The organism is Streptomyces sp. NPDC004629 (assembly GCF_042873595.1).
Taxonomy (GTDB): domain Bacteria; phylum Actinomycetota; class Actinomycetes; order Streptomycetales; family Streptomycetaceae; genus Streptomyces.
Window position 1 is genome coordinate 46,289 of sequence record NZ_JBIALO010000008.1, and the last position, 26,825, is coordinate 73,113.

The 26,825-nt window shown below is 69.7% G+C and carries 31 protein-coding genes; 17 read left to right on the forward strand and 14 right to left on the reverse strand.

The window, feature by feature from the left end:
• Position 1: 1 nt before the first annotated feature.
• From phnK to phnG, 5 genes are read right to left on the reverse strand one after another with little or no spacing between them, the layout of a single operon-like run.
• Positions 2-781 (reverse strand): phosphonate C-P lyase system protein PhnK, encoded by a 780-nt coding sequence (gene phnK / locus ACFYTE_RS13935; protein ID WP_388709202.1) that lies wholly within the window; start codon positions 779-781, stop codon positions 2-4.
• Positions 778-1,641 carry an alpha-D-ribose 1-methylphosphonate 5-phosphate C-P-lyase PhnJ gene (locus tag ACFYTE_RS13940; protein ID WP_388709204.1) on the reverse strand — a complete coding sequence of 288 codons (864 nt, stop codon included), beginning with the start codon at positions 1,639-1,641 and terminating at the stop codon, positions 778-780. The genes phnK and ACFYTE_RS13940 overlap by 4 nt, the downstream gene beginning before the upstream one ends.
• Positions 1,638-2,723, reverse strand: a complete 1,086-nt coding sequence (locus ACFYTE_RS13945; RefSeq protein WP_388709206.1) for a carbon-phosphorus lyase complex subunit PhnI — start codon at positions 2,721-2,723, stop codon at positions 1,638-1,640. The genes ACFYTE_RS13940 and ACFYTE_RS13945 overlap by 4 nt, the downstream gene beginning before the upstream one ends.
• The gene (phnH, locus tag ACFYTE_RS13950; protein WP_388709208.1) at positions 2,723-3,349 is read right to left on the reverse strand and encodes a phosphonate C-P lyase system protein PhnH; all 627 of its coding nucleotides are present in this window, start codon (positions 3,347-3,349) and stop codon (positions 2,723-2,725) included. The genes ACFYTE_RS13945 and phnH overlap by 1 nt, the downstream gene beginning before the upstream one ends.
• Positions 3,346-3,819 carry a phosphonate C-P lyase system protein PhnG gene (phnG, locus tag ACFYTE_RS13955; protein ID WP_388709210.1) on the reverse strand — a complete coding sequence of 158 codons (474 nt, stop codon included), beginning with the start codon at positions 3,817-3,819 and terminating at the stop codon, positions 3,346-3,348. Before phnG ends, phnH begins: the two co-directional genes overlap by 4 nt.
• A 157-nt stretch (positions 3,820-3,976) precedes the next feature.
• On the opposite strand from phnG, the gene phnF reads away from it, so the two are divergent.
• Both phnF and ACFYTE_RS13965 read left to right on the forward strand, forming a co-directional pair.
• The gene (gene phnF, locus ACFYTE_RS13960) at positions 3,977-4,744 is read left to right on the forward strand and encodes a phosphonate metabolism transcriptional regulator PhnF (RefSeq protein ID WP_388709212.1); all 768 of its coding nucleotides are present in this window, start codon (positions 3,977-3,979) and stop codon (positions 4,742-4,744) included.
• 63 nt (positions 4,745-4,807) lie between these two features.
• Positions 4,808-5,668 carry an endonuclease/exonuclease/phosphatase family protein gene (locus ACFYTE_RS13965; protein ID WP_388709214.1) on the forward strand — a complete coding sequence of 287 codons (861 nt, stop codon included), beginning with the start codon at positions 4,808-4,810 and terminating at the stop codon, positions 5,666-5,668.
• Positions 5,669-5,822: 154 nt separating this feature from the next.
• Here ACFYTE_RS13965 and ACFYTE_RS13970 read toward each other — a convergent pair whose 3' ends face one another.
• The 5 genes from ACFYTE_RS13970 to ACFYTE_RS13990 all read right to left on the reverse strand — a co-directional run bounded on the left by ACFYTE_RS13970 (position 5,823) and on the right by ACFYTE_RS13990 (position 11,882).
• The gene (locus tag ACFYTE_RS13970) at positions 5,823-6,701 is read right to left on the reverse strand and encodes a MurR/RpiR family transcriptional regulator (RefSeq protein WP_388709216.1); all 879 of its coding nucleotides are present in this window, start codon (positions 6,699-6,701) and stop codon (positions 5,823-5,825) included.
• A 66-nt stretch (positions 6,702-6,767) separates the two neighbouring features.
• A complete protein-coding gene (locus tag ACFYTE_RS13975; protein ID WP_388709218.1) occupies positions 6,768-8,453 on the reverse strand; it encodes an ATP-binding cassette domain-containing protein in 1,686 nt (561 codons plus the stop codon).
• Positions 8,450-9,343 (reverse strand): ABC transporter permease, encoded by an 894-nt coding sequence (locus tag ACFYTE_RS13980; protein ID WP_388709220.1) that lies wholly within the window; start codon positions 9,341-9,343, stop codon positions 8,450-8,452. The genes ACFYTE_RS13975 and ACFYTE_RS13980 overlap by 4 nt, the downstream gene beginning before the upstream one ends.
• Positions 9,340-10,341: an ABC transporter permease gene (locus tag ACFYTE_RS13985; RefSeq protein WP_388709222.1), complete on the reverse strand. Its 1,002-nt coding sequence runs from the start codon at positions 10,339-10,341 to the stop codon at positions 9,340-9,342. The genes ACFYTE_RS13980 and ACFYTE_RS13985 overlap by 4 nt, the downstream gene beginning before the upstream one ends.
• An 80-nt stretch (positions 10,342-10,421) precedes the next feature.
• Positions 10,422-11,882, reverse strand: coding sequence for an ABC transporter substrate-binding protein (locus tag ACFYTE_RS13990; RefSeq protein WP_388709224.1), 1,461 nt, complete (start codon positions 11,880-11,882; stop codon positions 10,422-10,424).
• Between ACFYTE_RS13990 and ACFYTE_RS13995 the strand changes: the two genes are divergently transcribed.
• On the forward strand, positions 11,866-12,021 hold the full coding sequence (locus ACFYTE_RS13995) for a hypothetical protein (RefSeq protein ID WP_388709226.1): 156 nt from the start codon (positions 11,866-11,868) through the stop codon (positions 12,019-12,021). The two genes, ACFYTE_RS13990 and ACFYTE_RS13995, sit on opposite strands and share 17 nt — an antisense overlap.
• A gap of 30 nt (positions 12,022-12,051) precedes the next feature.
• Here the strand turns inward: ACFYTE_RS13995 and ACFYTE_RS14000 are convergent, their stop codons facing one another.
• Entirely contained in the window at positions 12,052-12,870 is an 819-nt protein-coding gene (locus ACFYTE_RS14000) for a YmdB family metallophosphoesterase (RefSeq protein WP_388709228.1), read from the reverse strand.
• A gap of 317 nt (positions 12,871-13,187) precedes the next feature.
• Here ACFYTE_RS14000 and ACFYTE_RS14005 point away from each other — a divergent pair, with 317 nt between their 5' ends.
• Entirely contained in the window at positions 13,188-13,751 is a 564-nt protein-coding gene (locus ACFYTE_RS14005; protein WP_388709230.1) for a dihydrofolate reductase family protein, read from the forward strand.
• 90 nt (positions 13,752-13,841) lie between these two features.
• Positions 13,842-14,039 carry a hypothetical protein gene (locus tag ACFYTE_RS14010; protein ID WP_388709232.1) on the forward strand — a complete coding sequence of 66 codons (198 nt, stop codon included), beginning with the start codon at positions 13,842-13,844 and terminating at the stop codon, positions 14,037-14,039.
• Positions 14,040-14,439: 400 nt separating this feature from the next.
• On the opposite strand, the gene ACFYTE_RS14015 is transcribed toward ACFYTE_RS14010, so the two are convergent.
• Positions 14,440-15,213 (reverse strand): IclR family transcriptional regulator, encoded by a 774-nt coding sequence (locus ACFYTE_RS14015; protein ID WP_388709234.1) that lies wholly within the window; start codon positions 15,211-15,213, stop codon positions 14,440-14,442.
• A 277-nt stretch (positions 15,214-15,490) separates the two neighbouring features.
• Here ACFYTE_RS14015 and ACFYTE_RS14020 point away from each other — a divergent pair, with 277 nt between their 5' ends.
• From ACFYTE_RS14020 to ACFYTE_RS14065, 10 genes are all read left to right on the forward strand, one after another.
• Positions 15,491-15,562: a putative leader peptide gene (locus ACFYTE_RS14020; RefSeq protein ID WP_388709669.1), complete on the forward strand. Its 72-nt coding sequence runs from the start codon at positions 15,491-15,493 to the stop codon at positions 15,560-15,562.
• A 374-nt stretch (positions 15,563-15,936) separates the two neighbouring features.
• On the forward strand, positions 15,937-16,968 hold the full coding sequence (locus ACFYTE_RS14025) for an ABC transporter substrate-binding protein (protein ID WP_388709235.1): 1,032 nt from the start codon (positions 15,937-15,939) through the stop codon (positions 16,966-16,968).
• Positions 16,969-16,975: 7 nt separating this feature from the next.
• Positions 16,976-17,977, forward strand: a complete 1,002-nt coding sequence (locus ACFYTE_RS14030) for an NrtA/SsuA/CpmA family ABC transporter substrate-binding protein (RefSeq protein ID WP_388709237.1) — start codon at positions 16,976-16,978, stop codon at positions 17,975-17,977.
• A complete protein-coding gene (locus ACFYTE_RS14035) occupies positions 17,974-18,816 on the forward strand; it encodes an ABC transporter permease (protein WP_388709238.1) in 843 nt (280 codons plus the stop codon). Before ACFYTE_RS14030 ends, ACFYTE_RS14035 begins: the two co-directional genes overlap by 4 nt.
• Complete coding sequence (locus ACFYTE_RS14040) at positions 18,813-19,559, forward strand: ABC transporter ATP-binding protein (RefSeq protein WP_388709240.1); 747 nt, start codon at positions 18,813-18,815, stop codon at positions 19,557-19,559. The genes ACFYTE_RS14035 and ACFYTE_RS14040 overlap by 4 nt, the downstream gene beginning before the upstream one ends.
• Positions 19,556-20,419 (forward strand): ABC transporter substrate-binding protein, encoded by an 864-nt coding sequence (locus tag ACFYTE_RS14045; RefSeq protein WP_388709242.1) that lies wholly within the window; start codon positions 19,556-19,558, stop codon positions 20,417-20,419. Before ACFYTE_RS14040 ends, ACFYTE_RS14045 begins: the two co-directional genes overlap by 4 nt.
• Before the next feature lie 13 nt (positions 20,420-20,432).
• A complete protein-coding gene (locus ACFYTE_RS14050; RefSeq protein ID WP_388709244.1) occupies positions 20,433-21,506 on the forward strand; it encodes an LLM class flavin-dependent oxidoreductase in 1,074 nt (357 codons plus the stop codon).
• A 488-nt stretch (positions 21,507-21,994) separates the two neighbouring features.
• Positions 21,995-22,369: an ArsR/SmtB family transcription factor gene (locus ACFYTE_RS14055; RefSeq protein WP_388709246.1), complete on the forward strand. Its 375-nt coding sequence runs from the start codon at positions 21,995-21,997 to the stop codon at positions 22,367-22,369.
• Positions 22,366-23,097: an aquaporin gene (locus ACFYTE_RS14060; RefSeq protein WP_388709248.1), complete on the forward strand. Its 732-nt coding sequence runs from the start codon at positions 22,366-22,368 to the stop codon at positions 23,095-23,097. The genes ACFYTE_RS14055 and ACFYTE_RS14060 overlap by 4 nt, the downstream gene beginning before the upstream one ends.
• 30 nt (positions 23,098-23,127) lie before the next feature.
• Positions 23,128-23,547: an arsenate reductase ArsC gene (locus ACFYTE_RS14065; protein ID WP_388709250.1), complete on the forward strand. Its 420-nt coding sequence runs from the start codon at positions 23,128-23,130 to the stop codon at positions 23,545-23,547.
• 462 nt (positions 23,548-24,009) lie between these two features.
• Here ACFYTE_RS14065 and ACFYTE_RS14070 read toward each other — a convergent pair whose 3' ends face one another.
• Both ACFYTE_RS14070 and ACFYTE_RS14075 read right to left on the reverse strand, forming a co-directional pair.
• Complete coding sequence (locus ACFYTE_RS14070; RefSeq protein WP_388709252.1) at positions 24,010-24,252, reverse strand: hypothetical protein; 243 nt, start codon at positions 24,250-24,252, stop codon at positions 24,010-24,012.
• Positions 24,242-25,174 (reverse strand): hypothetical protein, encoded by a 933-nt coding sequence (locus tag ACFYTE_RS14075; protein WP_388709254.1) that lies wholly within the window; start codon positions 25,172-25,174, stop codon positions 24,242-24,244. Before ACFYTE_RS14075 ends, ACFYTE_RS14070 begins: the two co-directional genes overlap by 11 nt.
• 245 nt (positions 25,175-25,419) lie before the next feature.
• On the opposite strand from ACFYTE_RS14075, the gene ACFYTE_RS14080 reads away from it, so the two are divergent.
• Together ACFYTE_RS14080 and ACFYTE_RS14085 are read left to right on the forward strand one after the other, a co-directional pair.
• A complete protein-coding gene (locus ACFYTE_RS14080) occupies positions 25,420-26,010 on the forward strand; it encodes a TetR/AcrR family transcriptional regulator (RefSeq protein ID WP_388709256.1) in 591 nt (196 codons plus the stop codon).
• Positions 26,011-26,133: 123 nt separating this feature from the next.
• Entirely contained in the window at positions 26,134-26,817 is a 684-nt protein-coding gene (locus ACFYTE_RS14085; RefSeq protein ID WP_388709258.1) for a response regulator, read from the forward strand.
• The last annotated feature ends 8 nt before the right edge of the window (positions 26,818-26,825 follow it).

The window sequence follows — 26,825 nt, forward strand, 5'->3', positions numbered from 1 at the left end:
GTCACCCTTGCAGGATTGAGGAGACGAGCAGCTGCGTGTACGGGGCCTGTGGATCGTCCAGTACTCGGTCGGTCAGACCGGACTCGACGACCCGGCCGTCCTTCATCACAAGAGTTCGATGGGAGATCAGGCGGGCGACGGCGAGGTCGTGCGTGACGATGATGACGGCCAGTCCCAGGTCGCTGACGATCGAACGGATGAGGTCGAGCAGGCGTGCCTGCACGGACACGTCCAAGCCGCTGGTCGGCTCGTCCATGAACACCAGCCGTGGCGAGACGACGAGGTTTCTGGCGATCTGCAGCCGCTGCCGCATACCACCGGAGAACGCGGCGGGGGTGTCGTCGACCCGGTCCCGGGGGATCTCGACGCGTTCGAGCCAGTCAGTCGCTTCCGCGCGGATGCGCCCGTAGTGACGCCACCCGTTGGCCATCAGCGGCTCACCGACGTTGCCGCCGGCACTGACGTGCATGCGGAGCCCGTCCGCCGCGTTCTGGTGCACGAAGCCCCACTCGCTGCGCCACAGCCGGCGCACCGCACTTTCGCTGAGTTCCGCGAGGTTCGCGACTTCGCCATCGCCGAGCCGGTACCGGATGGTGCCCTCGCTGGTTTCCAGGCGCTGCGAGAGTGTGCCGAGCAAGGTGGACTTCCCGGACCCGGATTCGCCGACGACCGCGAGCACCTCGCCCGGCCACAGGTCGAAGTCGACGCCGCGGCAGCCGAATCGGTCGCCGTATCGATGGCTGACGTTGCGCACTTCCAGGAGCGGACACTCGTTGCTCATGCGGTCGCCTCTTCGTTGTCGGCGCGAGCGGCCGCCCGCTCACAATGATCGCTGTCCGAGCAGGCGTACATGGCGCCGCCGGCGTTGTCGGTGATGATCTGGTCCAGATACACGCCGGTGGACCCGCAGATCGCGCACGGCTCGTCGAAGTTCTGTGGTTCGAACGGATAGTCCTCGAACCCGAGGCTTTCGACGTCGGTGTGCGGAGGGATGGCATAGATGCGCTTCTCACGGCCGGCTCCGAAGATGTGCAGTGCCTGGCTCTGGTGCAGCTTCGGGTTGTCGAAGCTCGGCGTCGGCGACGGCGCCATCAGGTACCGGTGGTTCACCAGCACCGGGTAGTCGTACGTCTTGGCGATGTGCCCGTACTTGGCGATGTCCTCGTACAGCTTGACGTACATCAGCCCGTATTCGTTGAGTGCGTGCATGCGCCGGGTCTCGGTCTCGCGGGCCTCAAGGAATCGCAGCGGCTCCGGGATCGGCACCTGGTAGACCATGATCTGCCCTTCGCCGAGGGGCGTCTCGGGGATGCGGTGCCGGGTCTGGATGATCGTCGCGTCCTCGGTGCGGGTCGTGGTCGGCACGCCCGCCACCAAGTTGAAGAAGGCACGGATCGACACTGCGTTCGTGGTGTCGTCGGCGCCCTGGTCGATCACCTTGAGCACGTCACCGGAGCCGATGATCGCCGCGGTGAGCTGCACGCCGCCGGTGCCCCAGCCGCGGGGAAGCGGCACCTCGCGGGAGGCGAACGGGACTTGGAACCCGGGGATCGCGACTGCCTTGAGCAGCACCCGGCGGATCATCCGCTTCGTCTGCTCGTCGAGGTAGCCGGTGTTGTACTCGATCTGCTGGGCGCTCACGCGTTCGTCTCCTGCTTGCTTCCGGCGTGGTCGTGGAAGTCGCGTTGCAGCCGCCGGATGAGGTGCAGCTCGGCCTGGAAGTCGACGTAGTGCGGGAGCTTCAGGTGCTCCACGAAGCCCGCGGCCTGCACATTGTCGGCATGGCTGAGCACGAACTCCTCGTCCTGCGCGGGGGCGACGACCCGCTCCTGGAACTCGTCCGCCCGCAGGGCACGGTCGACCAGCGACATGGACATCGCCTTCCGTTCTCCGCGCCCGAACACGAGCCCGTAGCCGCGGGTGAACTGAGCGGGGGTGTCCGCGTTACCGGTGAACTGGTTGATCATCTGGCATTCGGTGACCTCGATCCGCCCGAGCGGCACCGGGAAACCCAGCTCCGGTGCGTCGAACTCGACCTCGGCCTGCCCGACGCGGATCTCACCGGCGAACGGATGTGTGCTCCCGTACCCGCGCTGGGTGGAGTACCCGAGGGCGAGCAGAAACCCTTCGTCGCCGCGAGCCAGTCCCTGGAGGCGCTCCGCCCGGGTCATCGGGAACACGGTGGGTTCGCGCGTCAGGTCGGCCGGTTCGGGGTCCGTCCAGTCCGCGGCGCGGTCCGGCTCAAGGAGAGCGTCCGAGCCGAGCAGGTCGGACACGCGCGGCATCGGCGTGGCGTCGGTGTCGGCGTCCGTCGGGCCGTCGCCGGTGGGGTCGGCGAACAGCCGGTGCGTGTAGTCGAACGTGGCACCGAGTTGCTGCCCGCCGGGGATGTCCTTGAACGTCGCGGACACGCGGCGCTGCGGGGCGAGCCCGGCCGTATCGATCGGTTCGGAGTAGCCGAACCGCGGCAGAGTGGTCCGGTAGGAACGCACCAGCGTGATCGCTTCGAGCACGTCGCCCTGGCACTGCAGGATCGCTCGCGCCGCGAGATTCGGGTCGTAGAGCGACCCTTCGGTCATCACCCGGGACACCAGGACCGGGAGCTGGCCGGCGACAGCGTCCTGGCGGATCGCCGGGATGTCTGGATCACCGCGGCCTTCCTTGGCGAGCAACGCGTGCGCGTTCGCGATCGCCTTCTCTCCGCCCTTGACTGCGACGTACATCAGGCCTCCTGATCCTGATCGGACACCGCGCGCAGACGCGTGGTGCGAGGGAGCGCGACGACCGAGTCGTCGCTCATGACGAGCAGGTCGACGCCGCGAGGGAACAGCGCGCCATTGCGGCTCCACGCGGCCGAGAACCCCTCAGGTGCCCACGGGGCCTCGATCTCGACCCGGCCGTCGATGCCGGGGCCCGTCGCGGTGAAGCGCGCCCCGACGCCCGGGGTCCGCGCGTCGAGGACGATGGTCGCCGACTGGTGAGGCACCTCATCGGTGCCGAGCGCGAGCGCATCGAGCGCCGGGAGGGTGTCCGGGGTGGCGACGACGAAGTTCGCCGACCCATGGTCGTTCGTCACCCGCGCGCCGGTGTGGAACGCCAGGTACGTGGTCACGTCGGGGTCTTCCGCCAGCGCCCGGTGCAGCCACACCGACACCTCCTCGTCGAACAGAGTCAGTGCGACGGCCGCGAGCCCCGTGCCGAGCGCCTTCGGCGCCTGAGCCGGACCGGCGATCCGATACGAGCGGCCGGGGTGGGCGAGCGCGTCGAGGACGGCGCGGAACACCCGCTGTCCTTCCCCCGTCGGATCGGCGAACCCGGGCGCCGGCGCAGTGGTGGACGTGGTGTTCATTCGTGTTCCCTCGCGACCGTGAAGAAGTCGACCTTGGTGCTGCGTGCTTCGGCGTGCCGGGCCTCGTCGTGGGCCGCCTGGCTACGCTCCAGCGGCGCGACGACATCGGCGAGCACCCGTGCGCGCAGTTGCTCGTCCGCCAGCAGACCGTCGAACGCCGCCGCGAACCAGGCGTGCTTGAGGTCGGTCCCGAGCACGTACGCGCTTCCGACGGTGTCCGCCGCGAGCGGGGCGCCGTGCAGTCGGAGTGTGGCGCGGGTCACCGTCGCCTCACCGAGGTTGAACCGGTCCCCGCCGGCACCCACACGACCACGGACCATGACCAGCCCTGCCTCGGGGCCGCGGATCGCCTCGATCTCGGGCTTCGCTTCCCAAGCACCCCAGGCGCCCGCGAGCTGACGGGGCGACGCCTGCGCGAGGGTTCGCATCCACCGCCTTCGCGCCGCCCAGGCCTCAGTCGGACTCGTCACTCCAACCTCCAAATTTGTCTGGCTCTTTGGATGAATCGAACGTAACGAGCCACCCGAGATTTGTCCACCTAGCTAGACGACTATCGGATGGACGCGAGGTGAACTCGCGGCCGGGTTGGCTGCGAGGTGACAGGCAGGCGGTAGTGTTCGGTGCACTATGCCTCGCGTCACACGTTCTGCCACGGGTTACTCGACGTGGCGCCTCATTGCCGACCAGCTCCGCAGCGAAATCGTGGACGGCTCGTTCCCACCCGAAGCGAAACTGCCCACCGAGGGCGAGCTCGCCGACCGATTCGGCGTACACCGCAACACCGTGCGCCAGTCCGTCGCTGCTCTCGCCGCCGAAGGTCTCGTGGCAACGCGCCAGGGCAGCGGCACGTTCGTCGTCCCGCACACGCTCCTGGTGCACCGGATCAGTCTGCGCACGCGCCTCAGTGACAGCATCGGCCAGGCGGGCACGGCGTCACACCGGCCGATAGCCGCGGAGATCGTGGCAGACCCACCACACGAAGCAGCCACCCGTCTGCGACTCGACGGACGGCCCGCGCTCCAGGTCGAGACAGTCGCCGACGTGAACGGGACTACGGTCGCGCGGTCGACCTCCTGGTTCGACGTCGCACTGACGCCGGACCTCGACATCCATCTGCGGCAGACCCGGTCCATCACCAAGGCGCTTCGCGCAGTCGGCATCGACGACTACGTCCGAACCTGGAGCGCGGTCAGCTCCCGCATCGCGAACGGAACGGAAACCGAGGACATGAACCTTCCGGCGGGATCGATCGTCCTGGTCGTACGGTCTGTCAACACGCTGGTCGACCGCACGCCGCTGCAGTACACGAGCACGCGCTTCCGCGCCGACCGCGTCGAGCTGGACATCTACTTCGACGAGCTCGACAACCCGAGCGGGCACGAACAAGGCCGCTGAACCTGCTTCCATCGTTTATTTGCGGGTGGAAGATTGTTCATCCCAGGCTCCTAGGGTGGCGACATGGCCAAGAAAATGAACCTCCGCGTACTCACCCTCAACATCTGGCTGGACCCGCGGGACCGTGAGAAGCGGGACTCCCTCCTGCTGGAGGGCCTGCGCAGCTACGACGCCGACATCGTGTTCCTCCAGGAGGTGGTGCGCACCCCGGAACGTGACGCGTTCAAGCTCGTGTCCGACAACTCGCCGCTGCACTGGCACCACGCCTCCGACTACACCCAGGCGGGCTGGCCCGCCTGGGGCACCGCCGTCGGTACCCGCTGGGCACCGAAGAGCATCGACGTGCACCGGCTCCCGGCTGAGGACGGCCCGTACGTGTGGGAGGCGGTCGTGCCTCTCCCGATCGGCGTGGACATGCTCTTCCTCGGCGCCCGGCCGAGCTTCAAGTTCACCCGCGAGGCAGCCCGCGTCGAGCAGGCGCTGTTCATCACCGAGTTGGAGGAGAGGCGGCGACAGGCGGCGCCGACGATCCTCGCCGGCGACTTCGACGCAGCCCCCGATCAGGACTGCATCCGCTTCTACACCGGCAAGTCCGCGGTCAACGGCCGCAGTGTGGCGTTCCGCGACAGTTGGGCGATCGCCGGGGACGGCACCCCCGGGTACACCTGGACGACCGACAGCCCGTGGGTGGCACGCAGCGTCGTCGATGCGCAGGGCATCGTCCCGAACTACTGGGTACAGGAGCCGCACCACCGCCGCATCGACTACGTGTTCGCCGGTTCGACGGAGAACCACCTTGAGGTGGAGAGCGTGATCAACGACAGCAGGGTCGTGTTCAACGAGTACCCGACCGCCAGCGACCACTACGGCGTGCTCGCCGAGTTCGAGTTCAACGCACTCGACAAGCCCACTGCGTGGGCGTAGACGTCAGCCTCGACCGACGGCGCGGTCCCCTTGTCCATGGGCCGCGCCGTTTCGCTGCGTCTCGGCGCCCGACGGACGGCGCCCGACTCACGACGCATGGCGCCGACGAAAACGCTCCCGCTCCCGGCACCGGCCGGGCAGCGGGAGCGAGCGGTCAGATGCGGTGCGTCTCTTCGGCGCGCGCGGTCAGAGCCGCGCCGCGCAGGGTGCGTTCGGCGTTCTCTGCGGTCACCGCGGAGTAGAGCGCGTCCAGGACCGCGAGATGGATGAACCGGCTCATCATGGCCTCGATCTGGAACCGGGTCTCGCCCGAACCGGCGACGAGGGTCACCGATGAGGCCGCGACCAGCGGTGACCGGAAGAAGCTCGTCACCGCGACGACCGTTGCGCCGGCATCACGGGCCGCTTCCGCTGCGGCCACCGTCTCGCGCGTTCTGCCGGTGTGGCTGATCGCCAGGCACACGTCCCCCCTGGTGAGCATCGACGCGGCAATGTGCTGCGAGATCGGGTCCGTGGGATTCTCGATCGGCAGACCGACGCTGCGGAACCGCAGGGCGGTGTCCATCGCCAACGGCGCGGACGGGCCGGTCGAGACGAGCACGATCCGCTGGGCGGCGTCGAGCGCGTGGACCGCGCGCTCGAACTCCTTTGCATCGATGCTGGATTGGGCCGCCGCGATCGAACGGGACGTGGACTGGAACACCGACGCGATGATCGAACTCGGTGTTCCGTCCTGTGCCTCGTCGTGATGATCGGCGTCGGCCGATGCCTCCGACGCGAGTTGCAGCTTGAACTCGTGGAACCCCTTGAGGCCGAGGTCCTTGCAGAACCGCACCACGCTGCCCACAGAACTGCGGGACACCGTGGCGAGGTCGCTGACCGTCATGCGGACGACACCTGAAGGGTTCGTCAGAACGACGTTCGCGACGGCTGTCTGGGTGGGTGACATCGACGGCAGGAGCGCCCGTATCCGTGCGATGAGCGTGCCGCGATCGAGGCTTGAGTGCGGCGCCGGTGTCAGGTCAGCGGACATGGTCATATCCAAGCATTGTCGCCACTGGGCGCGCGAACGCCGCGCTCGGTGCAGTTCGGTTCACGGCTACACGTCGGTCGGTTCCACCGTGCGGGCCCGGGTTCGCGGGTCCGCGTCCGGACCGGGGGCGACGTTCGGTGCGAGCCAGGGGTTCGCGGACACCAACTGCCGGGTGTAGGGATGGTGCGGCTGGAAGAGAACCTGGTCGGTCGGACCGGCCTCGACGATGCGCCCCCGTTCCATCACCACGATGGTGTCGGAGAGATGGGAGATCACCGCCAGATCGTGCGATACGACGACAAGGCCGAGTGGACGCTGCGTGGTCAGCGTGAGCAGCAGGTTCACGATCTCCGCCTGCACGGACAGGTCCAGCGCCGACGTCGGTTCGTCGGCGACGAGGACGGACGGATTCGCCGCCAGGGCGCGTGCGATCGAGACGCGCTGGCACTGCCCGCCGCTGAGACGGCCCGGTCGCCGGTGCAGGAGATCACCGGTGATGCCGACCGCCTTGAGCAGTTCGAGGGCGCGCTCGTGCGCTGCCCGACGCGATGTCTTCTGCACCGTCCGGCATGCCTCCTCGACGGACGCGAGCGCGGTCTGTGTCTCGGTGAGGGATGCGAACGGGTCCTGCAGGATCAGCTGCACCTCGTGCCGCTCCGGCTGCCGGCTGCCGAAGCGACGCCACGGCTTGCCGTCAACGGTCACCTGGTCCGAGGGGAGGACGCCGGTGAGCAGCCGGGCGAGCGTGGACTTTCCGCTGCCGGACTCGCCCACGATCCCGAGCCGCTCGCCGGCCCGGACGCGTACGGAGATGTCGTGCAGGATCTGCCGGTCGCTGTAGGAGAAGTCCAGCCGACGAGCCTCGACCGTCGACACCTTCCCGGTCGGCACCGCTCGGGCCGGAACCGGTACGTACCCGCCGTCGGTGACGGCCTCCGAGACCTCGCCCGAGCGGCGCGCCAGCAGGTAGTACCCGCGAGGCGTGCGTTCCGGAAGCGCACTGACGAGCGTCTGCGTGTACGGATGCCGCGGGTTCTCAAGCACCTCGGCGGTGCGGCCGGTCTCGACCACCCGCCCCTCGTTCATGACCACAACGCGGTCGGTCGCGGACGCGATCGCGTTGATGTCGTGCGAGATGACCACAAGCCCGAGCTGACGCTCGAACCGCAGCTCGGTGAAGAGGTTCAGCACACTGGAGCGGACGGATGCGTCCAGAGCGGTGGTCGGCTCGTCGGCGAGCAGCAGGCGCGGTTCGGACGCGAGCGCGAGCGCGATCATCACCCGCTGCCGCATCCCACCGGAGAGTTCGTGGGGTCGCGAGCGCAACAGCACTTCGGTCGGGGTGAGCCGCACCGCCTCAAGCGCTTGGCGGACATCGTCGTCGGTCGCCCGGGTGCGCCGGGTCAGCTGCAGGGCTTCGCGCACCTGACTGCCGATGCGCTGCAGCGGGTCGAGGCTCGACATGCTCGCCTGCGGCACCATCGCCACGATCCCGCGGAGGGTGCGCTGCCGGCTCCGCAGGGACTCACGGGTCACGTCGCGGCCGTCGACGTGGATCGCGCCGGACTCGATCCGGCCGCCGACCGAGGACAGCAGCCCCGTGATGGCGCGCAGGGTCATGGTCTTTCCCGAGCCGGTCTCACCGATGATGCCGAGCGCTTCGCCGCTGTCCAGCGCGAGGGACACGTCGGTGAGCACCTTCGTCCGTGCGATGGTGACGTTGATGTCGCGTACGTCGAGCAGAGCGGTCATCGGGAGTTCCTTCCACCGGCGGAGTCGGCCATGAGGGCGAAGCCGACGCCGAGCACGAGCACGACAAGGCCGGGAATGATCGGCGCCCACCAGGCGATCGGCAGCAGGGCGATGTTGTCGGCCATCATCTGACCGAGTTCGGGTGTCGGCGGGGCGATGCCGACGCCGAGGAACGCGAGCGAACCGACCAGCGCGGTCGTCGCGACCGCCTGCGTCGCGGCGTAGGACAGGTTCATCGACACCAGCGCCGGAGCGATATGCCGGAACAGGATGCGCATCGGTCCGTATCCGAGGACGCGGGCGGCGACGACGGAGTCCCGCTCGCGCAGCAGGATGGCGCGGGACATGGTCAGCCGGGTGTAGGGGGGCCAGCAGGCGATCACGATCGCGATGCTGATCGCGGCGGCGCCGCGCGGCAGGCCGGGTATCAGCTCACGGTTGCCGAGCGTTGCGGCGAGCCCGATCACGAGCACGATGTACGGGAACGCCATCGTCGCGTCGGTGATCCTGCTGATCACGGCGCGGCCCATGGCCGGAAGGTAAGCGGCGATCAGGCCGAGGAGTGCCCCGCCGACCGCCGCGGCGGTGATGCTGACGACGATGAGCCCGAGGTCGATCCGGCCGGCTTCGAAGGTGCGGACGAAGAGGTCCCGGCCGAGTTGGTCGGTTCCGAACGGATGGTCGGCGCTGGGTGCGGCGAGCGGCATCGAGGCGATGTCGGAGGACGACACCGGGCTGAGCATCGGAACGATGACGAACGCCAGGGCGAGGATCAGCACGAGCGTCAGCCCGACCAGCCGCTCCGCGCGGATGTTCACCGTGCGACGGCGACGGGAGGAAGCGGGCTGGGGCTTCGCCGTCACGTCGGGCGGCTCGACGACGGCGGTCACCGGGCGGTCCTCGGGTCGATCACGCGCGAGGCGATCTCGGTGATCAGGTTGAGCATCACGACGACTGCGCCGGTGAGGAGGACGATGCCCTGGATGACGGGAAAGTCCAGCGCTCCGACTGCGGTCGTCATCGCCCGTCCGATGCCCGGGAGACCATAGACGATCTCGACGATGACCGCACCGCTGATCAGATAGCTCAGGCTGACGCCGATGACGGCCAGCACCGGACCGGCGCAGTTCGGGGCGACGTGGCGGAGCATGAGCCGTGCCCGCGACATGCCGCGCGCCGCGGCGGCTTCGGCGAAGGGTTCGTGCAGCACCTCGCCGGCACGTTCGCGCACCGCACGGAGGATGATCGGGGTCAACCAGAACGACACGGTCACCGCGGGCAGGATGAGGTACTGGACGTTGTCGGGGTAGCCGCTGCCCCACCCGCCGGTGGGGAACAGCCCTCCGCGGAGCGCGACCGTGAGGATGAGTACGAGCCCGACCAGCGCGCCCGGTGCCGCGAGACCGAGCAGCGAGAGCACGCGGATGATGTTGTCGAACACCGGCCAGTTGCCGCCCGCGGCGAGCAGCCCGACGCCGATGCCGACGACGGACGAGATCAGGAGTGTCACGCCGACGAGAGCGAACGTGACCCCGGCACCGTTCATGACGACGCTCGCGACGGTGGTGGTCGGGTGCTGGAAGGAGTTGCCGAGGTCGCCGTGGAGGAGACCGGTCGCATAGTCGAGGAACTGGGCCAGGAGCGGCTTGTCGAGTCCGATTTCGGTGCGCAGGGCCGCCATCCGCTCCGGGCTCGCGCCGGTGTTCCCTCCGATCATGACGACGGCCGGGTCACCGAGCAGCGTCCGGATGAGGAAGAACGTGATGATCATGACGAGCAGGGTCACGACGATCGCCTGGACGATCGGACTCACCGTGGCGGCCAGGCGCTTGCCTGCGCGGCTACCGGTCCGGCGGGCCGCCGGACCGGGCCAGACTGCTGAGGACATCTGCGGTGCTTTCTCTCGGGAACGGCAGGAGCCGTGGGAAGGGGGCGGGAGGGGCCCGCTGTGCGGGCCCCTCCCGCGGGTTACGGCAGGACCAGGTACGAAGCGCCCACGCTGTGGATGACGTCGCTCGGGAACCGGGACACACCCACGTAGCAGAGGGTCGTCAGCGGGATCGACGGAAGCTCCTTCGCGTACTCCTCGTTGATCTTCTCGACCAGGCCGGGCGCCTCACTGGAGGAGGCGGTCTTCAGCTGGTCCGACAGTTTCTTCAGCTCCGGCATGTCCGGTTTCGTCGGCAGCGTTCCCCAGAAGTTGGCGTTGCTGGCCGATGTCGGGTCGCCGTAGATGTAGCCGCCGAGGTAGCTCTGGGTGTTCTCGTAGTAGCCGATCCACCGGGTGAACAGCCCCCAGTCGCCCTGCTTGAGACGGTCGCCGACCTGGTTGAAGGGCGTGTTCTCGATCTCCAGCCGGATGCCGATGGCCTTGAGCTGCTGCTGCACGACCTGCGCGACGAGCGGCACCTGCCATGCGGAGTCGGTGACGGTGACGAGCGGGATGGTGCACCCGTTCTCACACTTGGTGCCCTTGAGCTTCGCCTTCGCCGCGGTGATGTCCTGCTTGGTGGCCTTGGCGTTCGGCGACTTGTTGTCCTGGTTCCACGGGATGCCGTAGAGCGGCAGCCCGACGCGCTCGCCGCCGAGCGCCGAGTCGGCGATCTGCTGACGGTTGACGGCGAGCGAGATCGCCTGGCGGACGCGTTTGTCACCGGCGATGGGGTTGTTGAAGTTGACCGACAGCGCCATCTGGCCGCCGTTCCATTTCGCCGTATCGAGCGTGAGCGGGCTCTTCACCTGCGACAGCAGGTTCCCCGGGATGTTGTCGGCGTAGTCGACCTGCCCGCTCCTGAGCTGCGCGAGACGTGTTGCCGCGTCGGTGACGGAGACAAAGTTGATCTTCTTTACCTTGCGCGGCGTGGTGTCGTAGTAGTCGTTGTTCGCCGAGAGGGTGAACTTGCCGTTGGTCGTGTCGAGGGTGTCGAACTTGAACCGGCCGGCCGAGACCGGGTGCTTCCAGAAGCTGTCGCCCTTCGCGATGCCCGACGCCGGCAGGATGACCATCTCCGGCACCGACAGAGCGGCCGGCAGGCCCGGATAGGGACGGCTCATCGCGAGCGACACGGTGTCGTCGTCGGGCGCGGTGACCTTCTTGATGCTGCTCATCGCGGGGCCGATGAAGTTGTCACCGGCGACGTTCGGAGTCGACAGGATCCGGTCGAGCGTCGCGGCGACGTCCTTGGAGGTCAGGGCGGATCCGTCGGAGAACTTCAGCCCGGAACGAAGCTTGATCGTCCAGGTCAGCCCGTCGGAGGAGGCGGTCACCGACTTGGCAAGCTGCGGGGTGCCACTGTCCTTCCCGTCGGAGTAGTTCGTGAGGTAGCCGCCCCACAGGAAGGTCAGCTGCGTCACCTCGTAGGACGCCGAGTTCATCGGGTCCAGCGACTGCGGAATCGCGTGGTCCGCGATCGTGATCTCATCGCTCAAGGCGTTCGACGCGCTCGACGCGTTCGACGCCGACGAGCACGCGCTCAGGGCCAGCGCGGCGGCTGCCGCGGTCGCGGCGACTGCCGGAAGCCGCCGCCGTCGGCGCACGGGGGAGATGGACATCATGACTGCTCTCTGACGAGGGGTTCGAGGAGGAGAGGAATGGTGATCAGCCGGCATCGACGCGGATCACCGACGTGGTGAGCCCGTCGACGATGTCGAAGATCGCCGCGCCCAGGGTGAAATCACCGGTAGCGAGCTGGAAAGGCGGCAGTGCGGAGGTGTCCTCGCCGCGGAACTCCTTGACGAAGTGGATCGGGTCGAACCCGTACCCGCTAAAGCCCAACCGGCCGGCCATACCGAGTTCCGCGACGAAGCCGGTGCCGCCGGGCAGCAGGTGCGCGAGCTGCGTCCCGTCGTGGGTATGTGTCCCGACGACCGCGGCGGCCTGCCCGTCGACGGCGCCGGAGAACCACGCCTTCTCCCCCGGCGACCCGCTGTGCAGGTCAACGACGACCGCCCCCTGGAGCACACCGCCCTCGACCAGTTCCGTCCACGCGTCCCACAGGTCGGTCGGCTTCGGGGCCAGGCATCCCTTGCCCACCGCGCCGGGGCTCAGCAGGTTCACCACCGTCAGCTTCTTGTCGCCCTCACCGATCGTCAGGACACCCTTCCCGCGCGTCTCCGGCACGTTCAGAGGGCGGACGACCTGCGGGTACGCGAACGACTCCGCAACCTCGGGACCGTCCCACGAGTGGTTCCCGCCGGTGATGACGTCGGCGCCACCGGCGATCAGGACGTCCAGTTCCTTCCGGGTGGTACCGAATCCGTTGTACGGCAACGGGCCGGTGACGGCCGCGTTTTCGGCGTTCACCACGATCCAGTCGAGCTCGTGCTCGGCACGGAGTTCTGGGAGGCGGGCGCCGAGCCACGCGGCCGCTTCGGGACCGACGACGTCGCCCACGGTCATCACACGCATCTGATTCATGGTGGCGACCGTAGAGCTCCCGATGGAACAAAGTTCACTGCGATCGATGAACGAATGATGAATCATCCATCGGACTTCGTCCTGGAACTTTCTTCACCGGTTGGTGTCCCAGGAACCAGACCGGAGCAGAGGCGGTGAGCGGCCACCACGGCGTCCGCAGCACGCACGTACGGGAGCCGCCTTCTGCCGGTCGCGGTGACGACGGCCAGGCCTGGAAGGAACCGTCTCAATTGGCGCAGGGGAATTCCGCGAGTCGCGATGAGTCCTGCGGCGTCCGGCGGTCGTAGTGTCGAACCCGTTACCAAGGAGGACTTCTGATGCGCAGCGTGACCTATTCGATGAACGTCTCACTTGACGGCTACATCGTCGGGCCGGACGGCGGCTTCGACTGGACGGCGCCCGACGAGGAGATCTTTCGTTCCTGGATCGACGAGATCCGAGAGGTCGACGTCCACCTGTTGGGACGACGGCTGTACGAGACGATGCTGTACTGGGAGACCGCCGACCAGGATCCCTCGCTCGATGACTCCCAGCGTGAGTGGACCGCGCTTTGGAAGCCGCTCCCCAAGGTGGTGTTCTCCACCACGCTGTCGGCGGTGCAGGGCAATGCCCGCCTGGCCTCCGGCGGCCTGGCGGAGGAGATCGAGCGGTTGCGAGCAGAGCCGGGAGAGGGCGACATCGCGATCGGCGGCGCGACTCTCGCCGCCGAGGCGGCCGCGTCGGGTCTGATCGACGAGTACCGGGCCAGGGTCTACCCGGTGCTGGTCGGCGGTGGCATTCCGTTCTTTCCCCGGCACGAGCGCCGGGTGGATCTCGACCTCGTCGAGACCCGCACCTTCAGTTCGAGATTCGTCTTGCTCCGCTACCGCGTGGCGCGCTAAGCGGTCGGCTCGGAAATCCTTCGAGGGTTGGCATCGGGGCCCGATCATGAGGCGGAATATCGGCGGCACAGGCCTTGTTGCTCGCCATTGTTGATCAACAAGGAGGAGGCCCCATGCCTGCGGTCCTTCGGACTCGATGTCCTGGCTCGACGTGACATCCCGGTTCTCGCTCAGGTCGACTTCGGTCACACCTCGCCGAACCTGCCGCTGCCTCTCGGCGTCCGCGCACACGTGGACGCGGACAACCAGACGCTGTCCCTCATCGAGTCGGTGGTCACGGACGGCTGAGTTCTGAAGAAGCCGGCCTACGGCCAGAAAACCGAGCACCGGCTACGGTGCCCGAAGCCGGCCGCCGAGCTGACCGCACGCGGGATCACCGACACCGTCTCCGCGTCCACGGTGCGCCGCCGGCTGCGCGAGGACGTGCTCAAGCCGTGGTTGCCGTCGTCATCGGTGACGTTCTTGTGCTGCCGACTGCGGATCAGGGGCCGTCCGGGCGCGCCATCAGCGGCAGTCCCTACTGGAAATGCATGCCGGGCTGGTTCCCACGGTCCGGCTGGCCGAGCGGTGCCATCCGCACACGTTGGTGGCCGAGAAGGTGAAGTTCACCGGCGCGGGAAACGGATGCCGGTACGGCCGCCGGCCCCCGTGCCTGCGGTGTCCGAGGGGGCCGCCGCAGGCCGCGTGGTCACGGGGCGGCGGCCGTGTTGCGCTGCGACGGCGGCAGCAGGAGGACCTCCAGCGCCCCCGCGCACGCCCGCGCCTGTTCGAGGAACCACTCGACACGGTCACCGGCGATGAGGTCGGGCGTGCCCCGCACGGCGAGCGCGAACCGTGCCGACCCCAGGTGGTCGAGGACGGGCACGGCGACGGTGCGGACGCCCAGGGCTGACTCGCCGTCGTTGAGGGCGTATCGCTGGGCGCGCACCCGCTCCAACTCCTCGGCCAGCCGCTCCCGGTCGACGATCGTGCGGTCGGTGAACGCCCGCAACGGCGGGAGCGACTGCGTCCCCGCCTCTCCCGGGCGTGGCCACGCCAGCAGGACCTTGCCCAGCGCGGTGGAGTGCAGCGGGCGGCGCAGACCCACCTTCGGGGTGACCGAGCCGCCCGCCACGATCACGGCGTGCGGGCCGCTGCGCAGCGCCAGGTCGGCGGTCGCACCGGTGCGCCGGGCCAGATCGGCGAGTTCGGGCGACGCCAGGTGCAGCCCGCGCTGGTGGTAGGAGAGCCGCCCGAGTTCGGTCACGGCGGGACCGAGCCGGTAGCGGGCGGTACGCGGGTCCTGCTCCAGGAACCCGGCGCCGAGCAGGGTGCGGGCCAGCCGGTGCGCCGTGGACGTGGACAGACCGAGCCTGCGGGAGATCTCCGAGGCGCTGAGGTCGGGGGCGTTGTCGTGGAAGCAGTGCAGCACGTCCAGCGCCCGCCGCACCGCCTGGGCACCGGCGACCCGAGTCTGCGCCACGGCCCCGTACACCTCCCGCTCAACGGCTTCCCCTCGCCCGCCCGAGCATCGGGCGAGGCGGTTCCGAGCCCGGTTCCGGGCCCCTCATGTCGCTTCGAGATTCCCACATCGCGGCAAGCCGGAAGGCCCCTCGCTCCCTGCTGAAACAGTCTGTTCACGCTCGTTCCCACATCATGGGAAGCCGCTTGCCGCCCGCTCGCGGCGCATGTCAGGCTGCGGTCACGCCGCCGGAACGGATCCGGCGCGAGTCGTCGGAAGGGGCGAAGCGATGCACGTCATGGCTACGCCTGCGCTGACCGTGCGCCGCCACGTCGACCTCGGCCGCGTCGCCAGCGCCGTCTGTCGCTGACCGGCACCGCGAGGTTTCCGCGGCTCTCCGCGGTTGTCCTTCGCAGCCCCGCTGCCCCGCACCGCCGCACCGCCACCCTGTGACATCGACCTGTCGGCGTGGTCACGGCCCAGCCCGCCGCCCGTCCCGCCGTACCTGGCCGCTCGTGACAGCCGCCACGCCGGACGGCGGCACGCCCCGCAGCAAGCCGGACGACACCTTCGTACCTCACCTCCCGGTGGGGCTCCGCTCGCCGCGCCGGCCCCTGTGCCCCCTGCCGGCCCGCCACCCGACGCGCCGCCCGGCACGCGCTCCGGCGGCGGGCAAAGCGCCCCGCCCGCACCCGCCTCCGTCTCGCCGCCGCAGCGGTGAGCAGACCTCCGGGGAAGGAACCCATGACGCACCCGCCCCTGCCCGAGACCCTGTGGTTCACCCGTTGTCCTGTGCCCACCGCGACCGGTATCGCCGCCGACCGGCGGTGGCTGGCCGAGGAGTTCATGCCGGAGGGGATCGCCGTGCGGTCCCTTCAGGACACCGAGGCCGACGTCGGCCCGGACATCCGCGGCACCCACTACACCCACGAACTGCCCGCGCTGTTCCGGGAAGGTGGCAACGTGCCCGCTCTGTGGGCCCGTTCACGCGGTGCCGAGACCCGGCTGATCGGCCTGACCTGGATCGAGGAACGCCAAGTGGTCCTGGTCCGGCCCGGATCCGGGATCCGGGGCGCCGCCGCCCTGCGCGGGCTGCGGCCGGCCCTGCCCCGGCACTCCGTCCCCATCGACTTCTGGCGGGCCATGGCGCTGCGCGGCTTCGAAGGCGCGCTCGCCTCCGCCGGACTCGGACTCGCCGACACCCGGCCGGTCGACGTGCCCGCCGCCGGCCACAGCGGGCAGTGGCAGGCCGAACTGGCCGCGCTGGCCCGCGGTGACGTCGACGCCGTGTACGTCAAGGGCGCCCTCGCCGTCGAGGCGGCGCGTCGGGCCGGTGCCGAGGTCGCCGTCGAACTCGACGGACTGCCCGACCACCGCCACCGCGTGAACAACGGCACGCCACGCCCCATCACCGTCCACCAGCGGCTGCTCGACGAACACCCCGACCTGGTCGACCGGTTCCTCGCGGTGCTGCTGCGCGCCGCCGACTGGGCCGCCGAGCAGCCGGACGAGGTCGCCCGCATCCTGGGCGCCGAGACCGGCGCCGGCGCCGAGGGCGTGCGCGGCGCCTACCGCCCCGGCACCCACCGCGCCCTGCACCCCGACCTCTCGGCCGAACGCCTCTCCCTGCTGGCCCTCCAGGAGACGGCGTTGCGCGGGCACGGCTTCCTGGCCGGACCCGTCGACGTGCACGCCTGGGCCGACCCGGAACCACTGCGCCGAGCCCGCCGCCGGCTCGCCGAGCCCACGTCCCGACCCCGCTCACTCCACCCGTAGGACTGCCATGCGCACCTCCAGATCGCTCCCCGCCGCCCTCGCCACCGTCACCGCGCTCGCCGCGCTGACCGCCTGCGGCACCTCGCAGGCCGACACCGGCCCGAACTCCGCCGCCACGGTCACCGTCCGCATCCCCGACCCCGGCAACTCCGGTGTGCTCGCGGTCGGCAAGAAGGACGGCTCGCTGGCCAAGGCCCTGGCCAAGGTGCACGCCAAGGTCGCCTGGACCGGCAGCGCGGGCCCCTTCGCACCGGCCGCGCAGGCCCTCAACGCCGACCAGCTCGACATCGCCACCGGCTCCATCACCTCCGGCATCACCTCACTGGCGCAGAATCCCGGCTTCAAGTTCTTCACCGCCACCGCACCCGACGGGGCCGGCGAGGGCATCCTGGTCAAGAACGGCTCCTCGATCGCGTCCGTCAAGGACCTGATCGGCAAGAAGGTCGCCGTCAACCAGGGCGGGACCGGTGAGTACCTGCTGCTGAAGGCCCTGGAGAAGGCGGGCGTCCCCGAGGACAAGGTGGAACGGGTCTATCTGCGGCCCGACCAGACGGCGGCCGTCTTCAACAGTGGCAAGGTCGACGCCTGGGCGGTGTGGGCGACGTACTCCGTGGCCGAACTCGGCACCGGCAAGGCGCACTTCCTCATCGACGGCACGGCCATCGGCTCCGACAACTACAGTCTGAACGCCGTGCGCACCGCCTTCGCGGACAAGCACCCCGAGGTGGTCAAGGCTCTGTACACCTATCTGCACGAGGGCAGCGTCAAGCAGAAGCAGGACCCCGCCGCTTTCCTGAACGTCAACACCGACGCCGGCCCCCAGGCGCTCACCGGCGAGGCGAAGCGCGTGCAGACCGAGTTCACCTCGAAGGGCGGGACCGTCGGGCCGATCACAGACGCCGACATCACGCGGTTCAAGGCCGTCGCCCGCTTCTACGCCGAGCACAAGGTCACCCGCGCCGAGGTCGACGTCGCCGCCCATCTCGTCGACGTCACCGAGCTGTCATGACCGCCGTCCACGACATCCCGGCCGCGTCGGCCGGGCAGCGGGAGCTGGTGACGCCCCGGCCCGTCGCCCGACGCCCACGGCCGCGCCGGTTCAGGGCGGCCGTGCGCGCCCTCGGGCCGCTCGCCCTGCTCGTGCTCTGGTGGGCCGCCTCGGCGGCCGGTGCCCTCACCCCGGACGTGCTCGCCTCGCCCGCCGAGGTGGTCCGCGCGGTCGGCGAGCTGTGGGGCAACGGCCAGTTGCCCGACGCGCTCGCCACCTCCCTGACCCGCTCCGGCCTCGGCCTGCTGCTCGGTCTCGCCGTCGGCCTCACGGCCGGCGTCGTCACCGGTTTCACCCGCCTCGGCGACGAACTGCTCGACTCCACCATGCAGACCCTGCGGACCATTCCCTTCCTGTCCCTGGTTCCGCTGTTCATGGTGTGGTTCGGCATCAACGAGATCGCCAAGGTCCTGCTGATCGCCGTCGCCACCACCTTCCCGATGTACGTCTCCACCTCCAGCGGCGTCCGCAGCACCGACGCCCGGCTGGTGGAGGCCATGCGCAGCTTCGGCATGAGCCGGTTCGCGATCGTCCGCGAGGTCGTCCTGCCCGGAGCGCTGCCGTCGCTGCTCGCCGGGCTGCGGCTGTCGATGACGCTCAGCGTGATCGCGCTGATCGCCGCCGAGGAGATCAACGCCACCGCCGGCATCGGCTACCTGATGGCCCAGGCGCAGAGCTACGCCCGTACGGACATCCTCGCGGTGTGCATCCTCGTCTACGGCCTGCTCGGCCTGCTCGCCGACGCGTTCGTGCGCCTGCTGGACCGGGTGCTGATGCCGTGGCGGAGGGCGGAGAAATGACCACCTCGGCCGGCCCGACGGCCACCACCGCCGTCCAAGTCCGCTCCCTCGTCAAGGCGTTCGCCGACCGGACCGTCCTCGACGGCCTCGATCTCACCATCGGGCGCGGCGAGTTCGTCGCCCTGCTCGGCGCGAGCGGCAGCGGCAAGACCACCCTGCTGAGGATCCTCGGCGCCCTCGACGGCGCCGACGCGGGTGAAGCGCTGGTCCCCGAGACCCGCACCATCGTCTTCCAGGAACCGCGACTGATCCCGTCCAAGCGGGTGCTGGCCAACGTCATCGTCGCGCTGCCGAGGGCCACCCAGGACCGAGGGCTCCGCGCCCTCGCCGAGGTCGGCCTGGAGAGCCACGCCCGCGTCTGGCCCGCCACCCTGTCCGGCGGCGAGGCCCAGCGCGTGGCGCTCGCCCGAGCCCTGGTCCGCGAGCCCGAACTCCTTCTCCTGGACGAGCCGTTCGCCGCCTTGGACGCCCTGACCCGGCTGCGCATGCAGGATCTGGTCGGCGAGCTGTGCCGGGTCCACCGGCCCGCCGTGCTGCTCGTCACCCACGACGTGGACGAGGCCGTACGGCTCGCCGACCGCGTCTGCGTCCTGCGGGAGGGCCGGCTCGTCACGGACGAGACCGTCGACGTCCCGCGTCCGCGTGACCCCGGCGATCCGGCCTTCACCGCCCTGCGCCGCCGCCTGCTGACCGACCTGGGCGTGCCGCCCGCCACCACCACACCACCGGAGCGTTCCGCATGACCGTCACCATCGGCGTCCACAACAGCAACCCCACCCTCTACTACCTCTCCCGCCTCGACCACGCCGCCGAGGAACTCGCCAGGGTGGGGGAAACCGTCGCCTTCCATCCCTACACGGACGGCGTGCGCACCGGGCGGCTGCTCTCCGAGGGCGTGATCGACTTCGGCGGCACCGGCTCCACCCCGCCGGTCACCGCCCAGGCCGCCGGCCACGACATCGTCTACGTCGCCGTCTCCGCCCCGCGCCCCGACCACGGTGCCCTCCTCGTCACCGAGGACAGCCCCGCGCGGACGGTCGCCGATCTCAGGGGCGGCACCGTGCACCTGGCCATCGGCTCCTGGCAGACCCATCTCGTCGCCAAGGCCCTCGACGACGCCGCACTGTCGTACGCCGAGGACATCACCCCCGTACGCGGCGGCGAGGACAGCGAGAGGCTGCTGCGCGAGGGCGCCATCGCCGCCTGGGTCGCCCAGGGCCCGCAGCTGGCGGCCGCCCTGCGCAACGGGGGCGTCCGGAGCCTGGTCCGGACCGGCGACGTCATCACCGACCGCTCGGTGTTCTTCACCCGGCGGGACCTGGCCGAGAAGCGACCCGAGGTGGTCGAGGCGCTGGTCCGTGCCCTCGGCCGGGCCGACGCCTGGGCGAAGGCCCACCCGCGCGAGGCCGCCGCGATCGCCGCCGACCACCAGGGCGGCACGGTCGACGACTGGGAGACCGCCCTGCGCGCCCTGCCCTGGAGCATCGAGGACATAAGCGACGCGTTCCTCGCCGAACAGCAGCAGGCCGCCGACGTCTTCGTCCGCACCGGGTTCATCGAGGAGCCGGTCACGGTCGCCGACGCCGTCGCCCGACGGCATTGAGAGGAGACCGCACATGGCCTCGGAAGTCCTCTGGTACATCATCCCGCGCGAGGGCGCCTACCCCTGGGAGCCCGAGGGGCGGCGCCCGGTCGACCTCGGCTATCTGCAACAGCTCGCCGGCACCGTGGAACGGCTCGGCTTCACCGGGGCGCTGCTCGCGACCGACCTGTACGACGTGTGGCCGCTGGGCAGCGCCCTCGCCGCCGCCACCAGCACCCGCTTCCAGCCGCTGCTTGCCGTCCACCCCGGTCTGATCGCCCCGACCCTGCTCGCCAAGATGGCGCTCACCTTCGACACCCTCTTCGGCCCCCGCCTGCGCTTCAACGTCGTCAACGGCTCGACGAAGACGCTGCGCGAGTACGGCCTGGACGTGGAGCACGACGCACGCTACGAACTGAGCGCCGAGTACTGGTCGATCGTCAAACGGCTCACGGCCGGCGAGGTCTTCGACCACAAGGGCCGCTTCTACGATCTGAAGAACGCCGGCGGCTCCTTCGGCGACCTCGGACCCGTGCAACGCCCGCACGTCCCGCTCTGGTTCGGCGGCTCCTCCGCGCAGGGCATCGAGATGGCTGCCGAGCATGTCGACGTCTACCTCACCTGGGGCGAGCCGCCGCACCTGCTGAAGGAGAAGCTGGAGCGGGTACGCGAACGCGCGGCGGCCCACGGCCGCACCCTGCGCATCGGCCTGCGCCTGCACCTGATCGTCCGCGACACCGAGGACGAGGCGTGGGCGGCGGCCGACCGGCTGCTCGACGTCACCAGCGAGGCGACGTACGCCCGGCAGCTCGGCGACCGCGCCGGGGAGGACGGCGTCGGCTGGCAGCGGCAGTTCCGCCAGCACGGCGGCCGGGTACCGGCCAGGGCCCGCGAGCTGGAGGTCCACCCGAACCTGTGGCCGGGTATGAGCCTGTTCCGGCCGGGCCCCGGCACCGCGGTGGTCGGCTCCACCGCCCAGGTGGTGCAGCGCCTCAAGGAGTACGAGGACCTGGGCGTCGACACCTTCATCCTGTCGGCCAACCCCCTGCTGGAGGAGGCATACCGGGTGGCGGAGACCGTCCTGCCCGCGCTGGGCGTCCGCACCTGATCCGAAGCGCGGTGCCCGGACAGACCCCGGCCGGTCCGGGCGCCGCGGCCACACCACCGTCGAATGTGCCTTGGAAGCGACCGGCTCGGCATCCGCCGCGGCTCTCCCGACTGCGGTGCCCGGTGGGCGCTCAGGGCGTGGCGAGGCCGACGTGGTCGTCGAGGAAGTCGAAGAACCGTGGTGATCAACGCTCAGCTGCTGAGCAGCTGGGGCGCGCTGCCAGGTCAGCAGTTGCCCGGTGTGGTGCGCAAGGGGACCCGGGCGTATCGGCAACTGCCGTGTTCGACAGACGTGTTCGCGTGGCTGCGGCTGTATCAGGAGGAGAGCCGACGGGCCGGGGTCCGCAGGGCGTCGACGAGGCGCTGTGGTGGACGCTGCGCCATCACGCGGCCCGGCGATGTTCGTACGGGCGGCGCCCCGGAACGGCTTGCATTGACGTTCATTGATGCAACCTTGCGCCTTGAATCGAAACTCGTCAACATAGAGGCATGTCGAAACAAGAGCTTGAGGTGATCGGCCAGGAGGCGGCGTGCTGCCCGGGCCTGTCCGCCGCGCCGCTGGACGAGGACCAGGCCACCGAGCCGGCGAAGGTGTTCAAGGCGTTGGGTGACCCCGTCCGGCTGCGCCTGATGTCGATGATCGCGTCACGCGGGGCGGACGGTGAGGTCTGTGTGTGTGAGCTGACCCCGGCCTTCGACCTGTCCCAACCGACGATCTCCCACCACCTCAAGCTGTTGCGGCAGGCCGGGCTCATCGACTGCGAGCGGCGCGGGACCTGGGTCTACTACTGGGTCCGGCCCGGCGCCCTGGGCCGGCTCGCCGCGTTCCTCACCACGCCGCAGAGCACCAGGGCGAGCGCGTGAGCGGTCCGCTCGGCCGCCGCGTCGCCGCCGAAGCTGCGGGGACGGGTCTGCTGGTGGCGGTCGTGGTGGGCTCGGGCATCCAGGCAACGGAGCTGTCGCGCGATGTCGGCGTGCAGTTGCTCGCCAACTCCCTCGCCACCGTCTTCGGCCTGGCCGTGCTGATCACACTGTTCGGGCCGGTCTCCGGCGCACACTTCAACCCCGCCGTCACCCTCGCGGCCTGGTTCACCGGCCGCCGCGAGAGGACCGGCCCCAGCCCGCGAGAGGTCGTCGCGTACGTGCTCGCGCAGCTGGGCGGGGCGATCGGCGGCGCGGTCCTGGCCAACGCCATGTTCGCCGAGCCCCTGGTCAAGTTTTCCACCCACGACCGGTCCGCCGGGCACCTGTGGCTTGGCGAGGTCGTCGCCACCGCCGGGCTGGTCCTGCTCATCTTCGGCCTGGAGCGCATCGGACGCGCCGCCCTGGCCCCGGCCGCCGTCGCCTGCTACATCGGGGCCGCCTACTGGTTCACCTCCTCCACGTCCTTCGCGAACCCCGCGGTGACCGTCGGCCGGGCCTTCACCGACACCTTCGCCGGGGTCGCCCCCACCTCCCTCGCCCCGTTCATCGCGGCCCAACTGCTCGGCGCCGCACTCGGGCTGGGAGCGGTGACGCTCGTGTACGGACGCCCGGTTCGAACCGCGAACGTCGTCGCACCCCACGGCGAGCCCGAACTCGCCTCCTCCTGAACACCGATCTCACCCGCAAGGACATCCGCCATGAGCACCATCGCGCCGCGCCCGTCCGTGCTGTTCGTCTGCGTCCACAACGCCGGCCGCTCCCAGATGGCCGCCGCCTTCCTCACCCGTCTCGCCGGCGATGGGGTCGAGGTGCGCTCGGCCGGATCGGCGCCCGCCGGCACTGTGAACCCGGCCGTCGTGGAGGCCATGAAGGAGGCCGGGATCGACATCTCGGCCGAGACACCCAAGGTCCTCACCACCGAGGCGGTCCAAGCGTCCGACGTGGTCATCACGATGGGCTGCGGGGACACCTGCCCCGTCTTCCCCGGCAAGCGGTACCTCGACTGGCAGCTCGCCGACCCTGCCGGCCGGGGCGTGGATGCTGTACGACCGATCCGGGACGAGATCGAACAGCGTGTGCGTGGCCTGCTCGCCGAGCTGGGCATCCCCGCCACGTGACCCGGCGAGGCCCGAAGACACCGTGGTTCCGAGAAGGTCAGTGTTCCGATCGCGGTCCTCAGCGTCACGGAGGACCACGGTGTGCGGTTCCGGCGGATCCACACCGCCGACGGCGGCCGGGTGCGCAACCGCTACTGGTGCGAAGCGGGGATCGCGAGGTCATCCATGGGGAGGTAGGGCGCGGCCATAAGTTGTCGGGCCTCCGGGTCATCCCTGACACGGAGGAGGAGCTGCGGGTCCTGCCGCTGACCACGGTGCGCCATCGAGCTGGTGGTGTTCGTGCCGGCCGCCGCAGTCGACCCGCTCCGTATCGGCGCCGGCTACTACCCTCAGCCGCAGGGCGCCCTGGCCGCGCATCCGAAACGTGCTGCTGCTCCGGGCACTTCAGCACGCATCCAAGGTCGCGGTCGCCGCGTTCGCGTGGTAGGGCCGCGACACTCACGGTCGGGGCAGCCGGGGCGATCAGTAGAAGTGGCGGACGAAGACGTCCGACTTGCCGTTGGTGTCGCCGGGCACGATGTCGTCGGCCGTGGACTGGAAGACCACGTCGCGCCCACCGGCGCTGACCGCGTCGGTCCCAGCCGAGGCGGGCTGGTTCGAGACGATCTCCTCGGTGCCCGTCCGCAGGTCGAGCAGCATGAGCGACGGTCCGTTCGTGTCAAGCGGGGCATACAGCAGATAGCGGCCGGTGGGATCAATGGCCACACCCCGCTTTCGGCACCAGTCGGGCGGTGCCCGAACTCACGTCGTGGACGTAGGTGTCGGTGCCCGAGAGATAGACGACCTTGCTGCCGTCCTCGCTGAGCTGGACGAGTGTCGCCCCCTCGGACGGGCCTTCGAGCGGGTCGGAGGTGGTGCCGCTGGCCCGGTCCCACACGAAGACGTCCTCCGCCTTGCCGTCCTGGTAGGCGACATAGCGGCCGTCACCGCTGATGGACGGCCTGGACGAGAGGGTGTGGTCGAGGGCGGCGACGGTCTCGTTGGTGCCGGTGTCCCGGTGCTGAACCTCGATACGCTGGCCGAACGACGGTTGCCTGGGGGAAAAGATGACATGGGCGACGTAGCCACCGTCTTCGCTCAGCGACGGCTGGTAGCAGCTGCAGGCCGAGCAGTTGAGGGAAGCCGTCGCTCCCGTGCTCACCTGATACTGGCGAATCCGCACGTCGTTCATCCACTGCACCGAATAGGCGACGTATTCTCTGTCACCGCTGATCACCGGGGACTGGAGCGGGCCCAGCTGCCCCATCCGCTTGGTCTGCCCCGTCCGCTGGTCGCGGACGTACACCCTGTCGTCTCCCGTCGTGCCGTCGGGCGTGAGGTTCTTCGCCGACGACGAGAAGACGATGCGGCGGCCGTCGGGCGTGATCGAGGCACCGGCGGAGCTGTCGTCGGCCTGGGTGCCGTCCGGCCCGACACTGATCCTCTCGACGCCGGCTCCGCCCTCGCCCACGACGCCCGCGGGCTCGGCCGAGGCGGCTCCGGGCAGCACCGCCGTGACGGCGCAGACCGCGACCGCCGCGCTCAGGGCGGCCCGCACACGTCTGGCCAGACGACACAACGAGCGGACCGAAGTCGCCACGTGCTTGCGGCAGTTCGCCAACGGGATCGACGCAAACAACCAGCGCATGCACCGGGCGCTCCTCACCGTCGGGGGACGCCTCACCGCGGTGTTCGATCGGGCCCTCGGGGAGCTGATTTGTCACTTCGTCGTAACTCGTCGCCTCCGACCGCCGCGACGACGACTGCGGCGTCACGGAGGAGTGGATGCGCGGCTGGAACACTAGACCCGCTCCGTCGGCAGACCGTCCCGAAAGATCAAGGCTAGGAAGATACACCAATTGAGAGGACTTCTCTTTTTGGTATGGTCATTGGGTGGGTTTGAGGGAGAAAAAGGCGCGGAAGGTCCGCGAGGCGATCTATGAGGCGATGCTCACGCTCGCCGAACGCGACGGTTATGAAGCAACCACCCTGGAGCAGGTGGCCGATCGCGCGGAGGTGGCGATCTCCACGGTCTACCGGTACTTCGCGAACAAGGACGCGATCCTGCTCGACCCGATCGAGCGCCAAGTCGGTGCGCTCGCGGCCCAGTTCCGGACCCGACCCGACAGCGAGGACGTGGTGGTCTCGCTCGGCTGCACCGTGCACGCCGCACTGGACATCGGCCCGGAGCACATGGCCCGTACCCGCAGGCTACGCGCGCAGCTGGATCGCGCGCCGGGTCCGAGGGCACGGCTGTGGGACGTCTTCCAGCGGGAGCGCGTGCTGCTGGAGGACGCGATCGCCGAGCGCAGCGGCCGGGACCAGCTGTGGAACGCCGCAGCCGCACACCTCACACTCATGATCATCGCGATGGCGTACGACCACGACCGCGACAGCCTCGACGAGACACCGCCGGCCGACTACGCGGACCGGATCATGGCGATGCTGCACGGCACCGGAGCCCCGCTTCCGGCACGCCGATGACACTCGGTCGGTCACCTGCCACGACAGCGCATCGCACAGGCCGGGAAAAGCCTGGGCGTTCCCGAGGTTGTGCTTGCCCGGCATGACCAGCGAGCGGCGGACGGGCGCGGAAAGGAACCGCAGGTGAGTGGCGAGCCGATCGATGTGGTGATCGCTGACGACCAGGAACTGGTGCGTGCCGGTTTCGAGATGATCCTCGGTGCCCAGCCCGACATTCGTGTCGTGGGTGTGGCCGGAGACGGGGTCGCATGTGTCGAACTGGTCCGTCGGCTGAAACCACAGGTGGTGTTGGTCGACATCCGCATGCCCCGTCTGGACGGTCTGGAAGTGACCCGCACACTGGTGGGAGAGCGGACCGGCACCTCTGCGCCGAACGTCGTCGTCATCACCACGTTCGACCAGGACGACTACGTGAGGGACGCGCTGCGGTACGGCGCGTGCGGGTTCCTGCTCAAGGACGCACCACCCGCGCTGCTGGTTGAGGCGGTACGGGCGGCCTCGCGTGGGGACGCGCTGGTTTCGCCGGCGGTGACCGTCCGACTGCTGCGGCAGTTACAGAAAGGCCCGCTCGGAGAAGTACCCCGGGAGGCGGTCGGGCTCAGCGTCAGGGAGATGGAGATCACGCGCCTGGTGGCGGTGGGCCGTACCAATCAGGAGATCGGCGACGAGCTGTTTCTGTCGCTGTCGTCGGTGAAGACCTACCTGGCCCGGATCCAGTCCAAGATCGAGGCCCGCAACCGTGTCGAGGTCGCGGCCTGGGCGTGGGAACACGGTGTGGTCACATCGCGGTCCGGACGAGACGCGTAAGAGCGCGT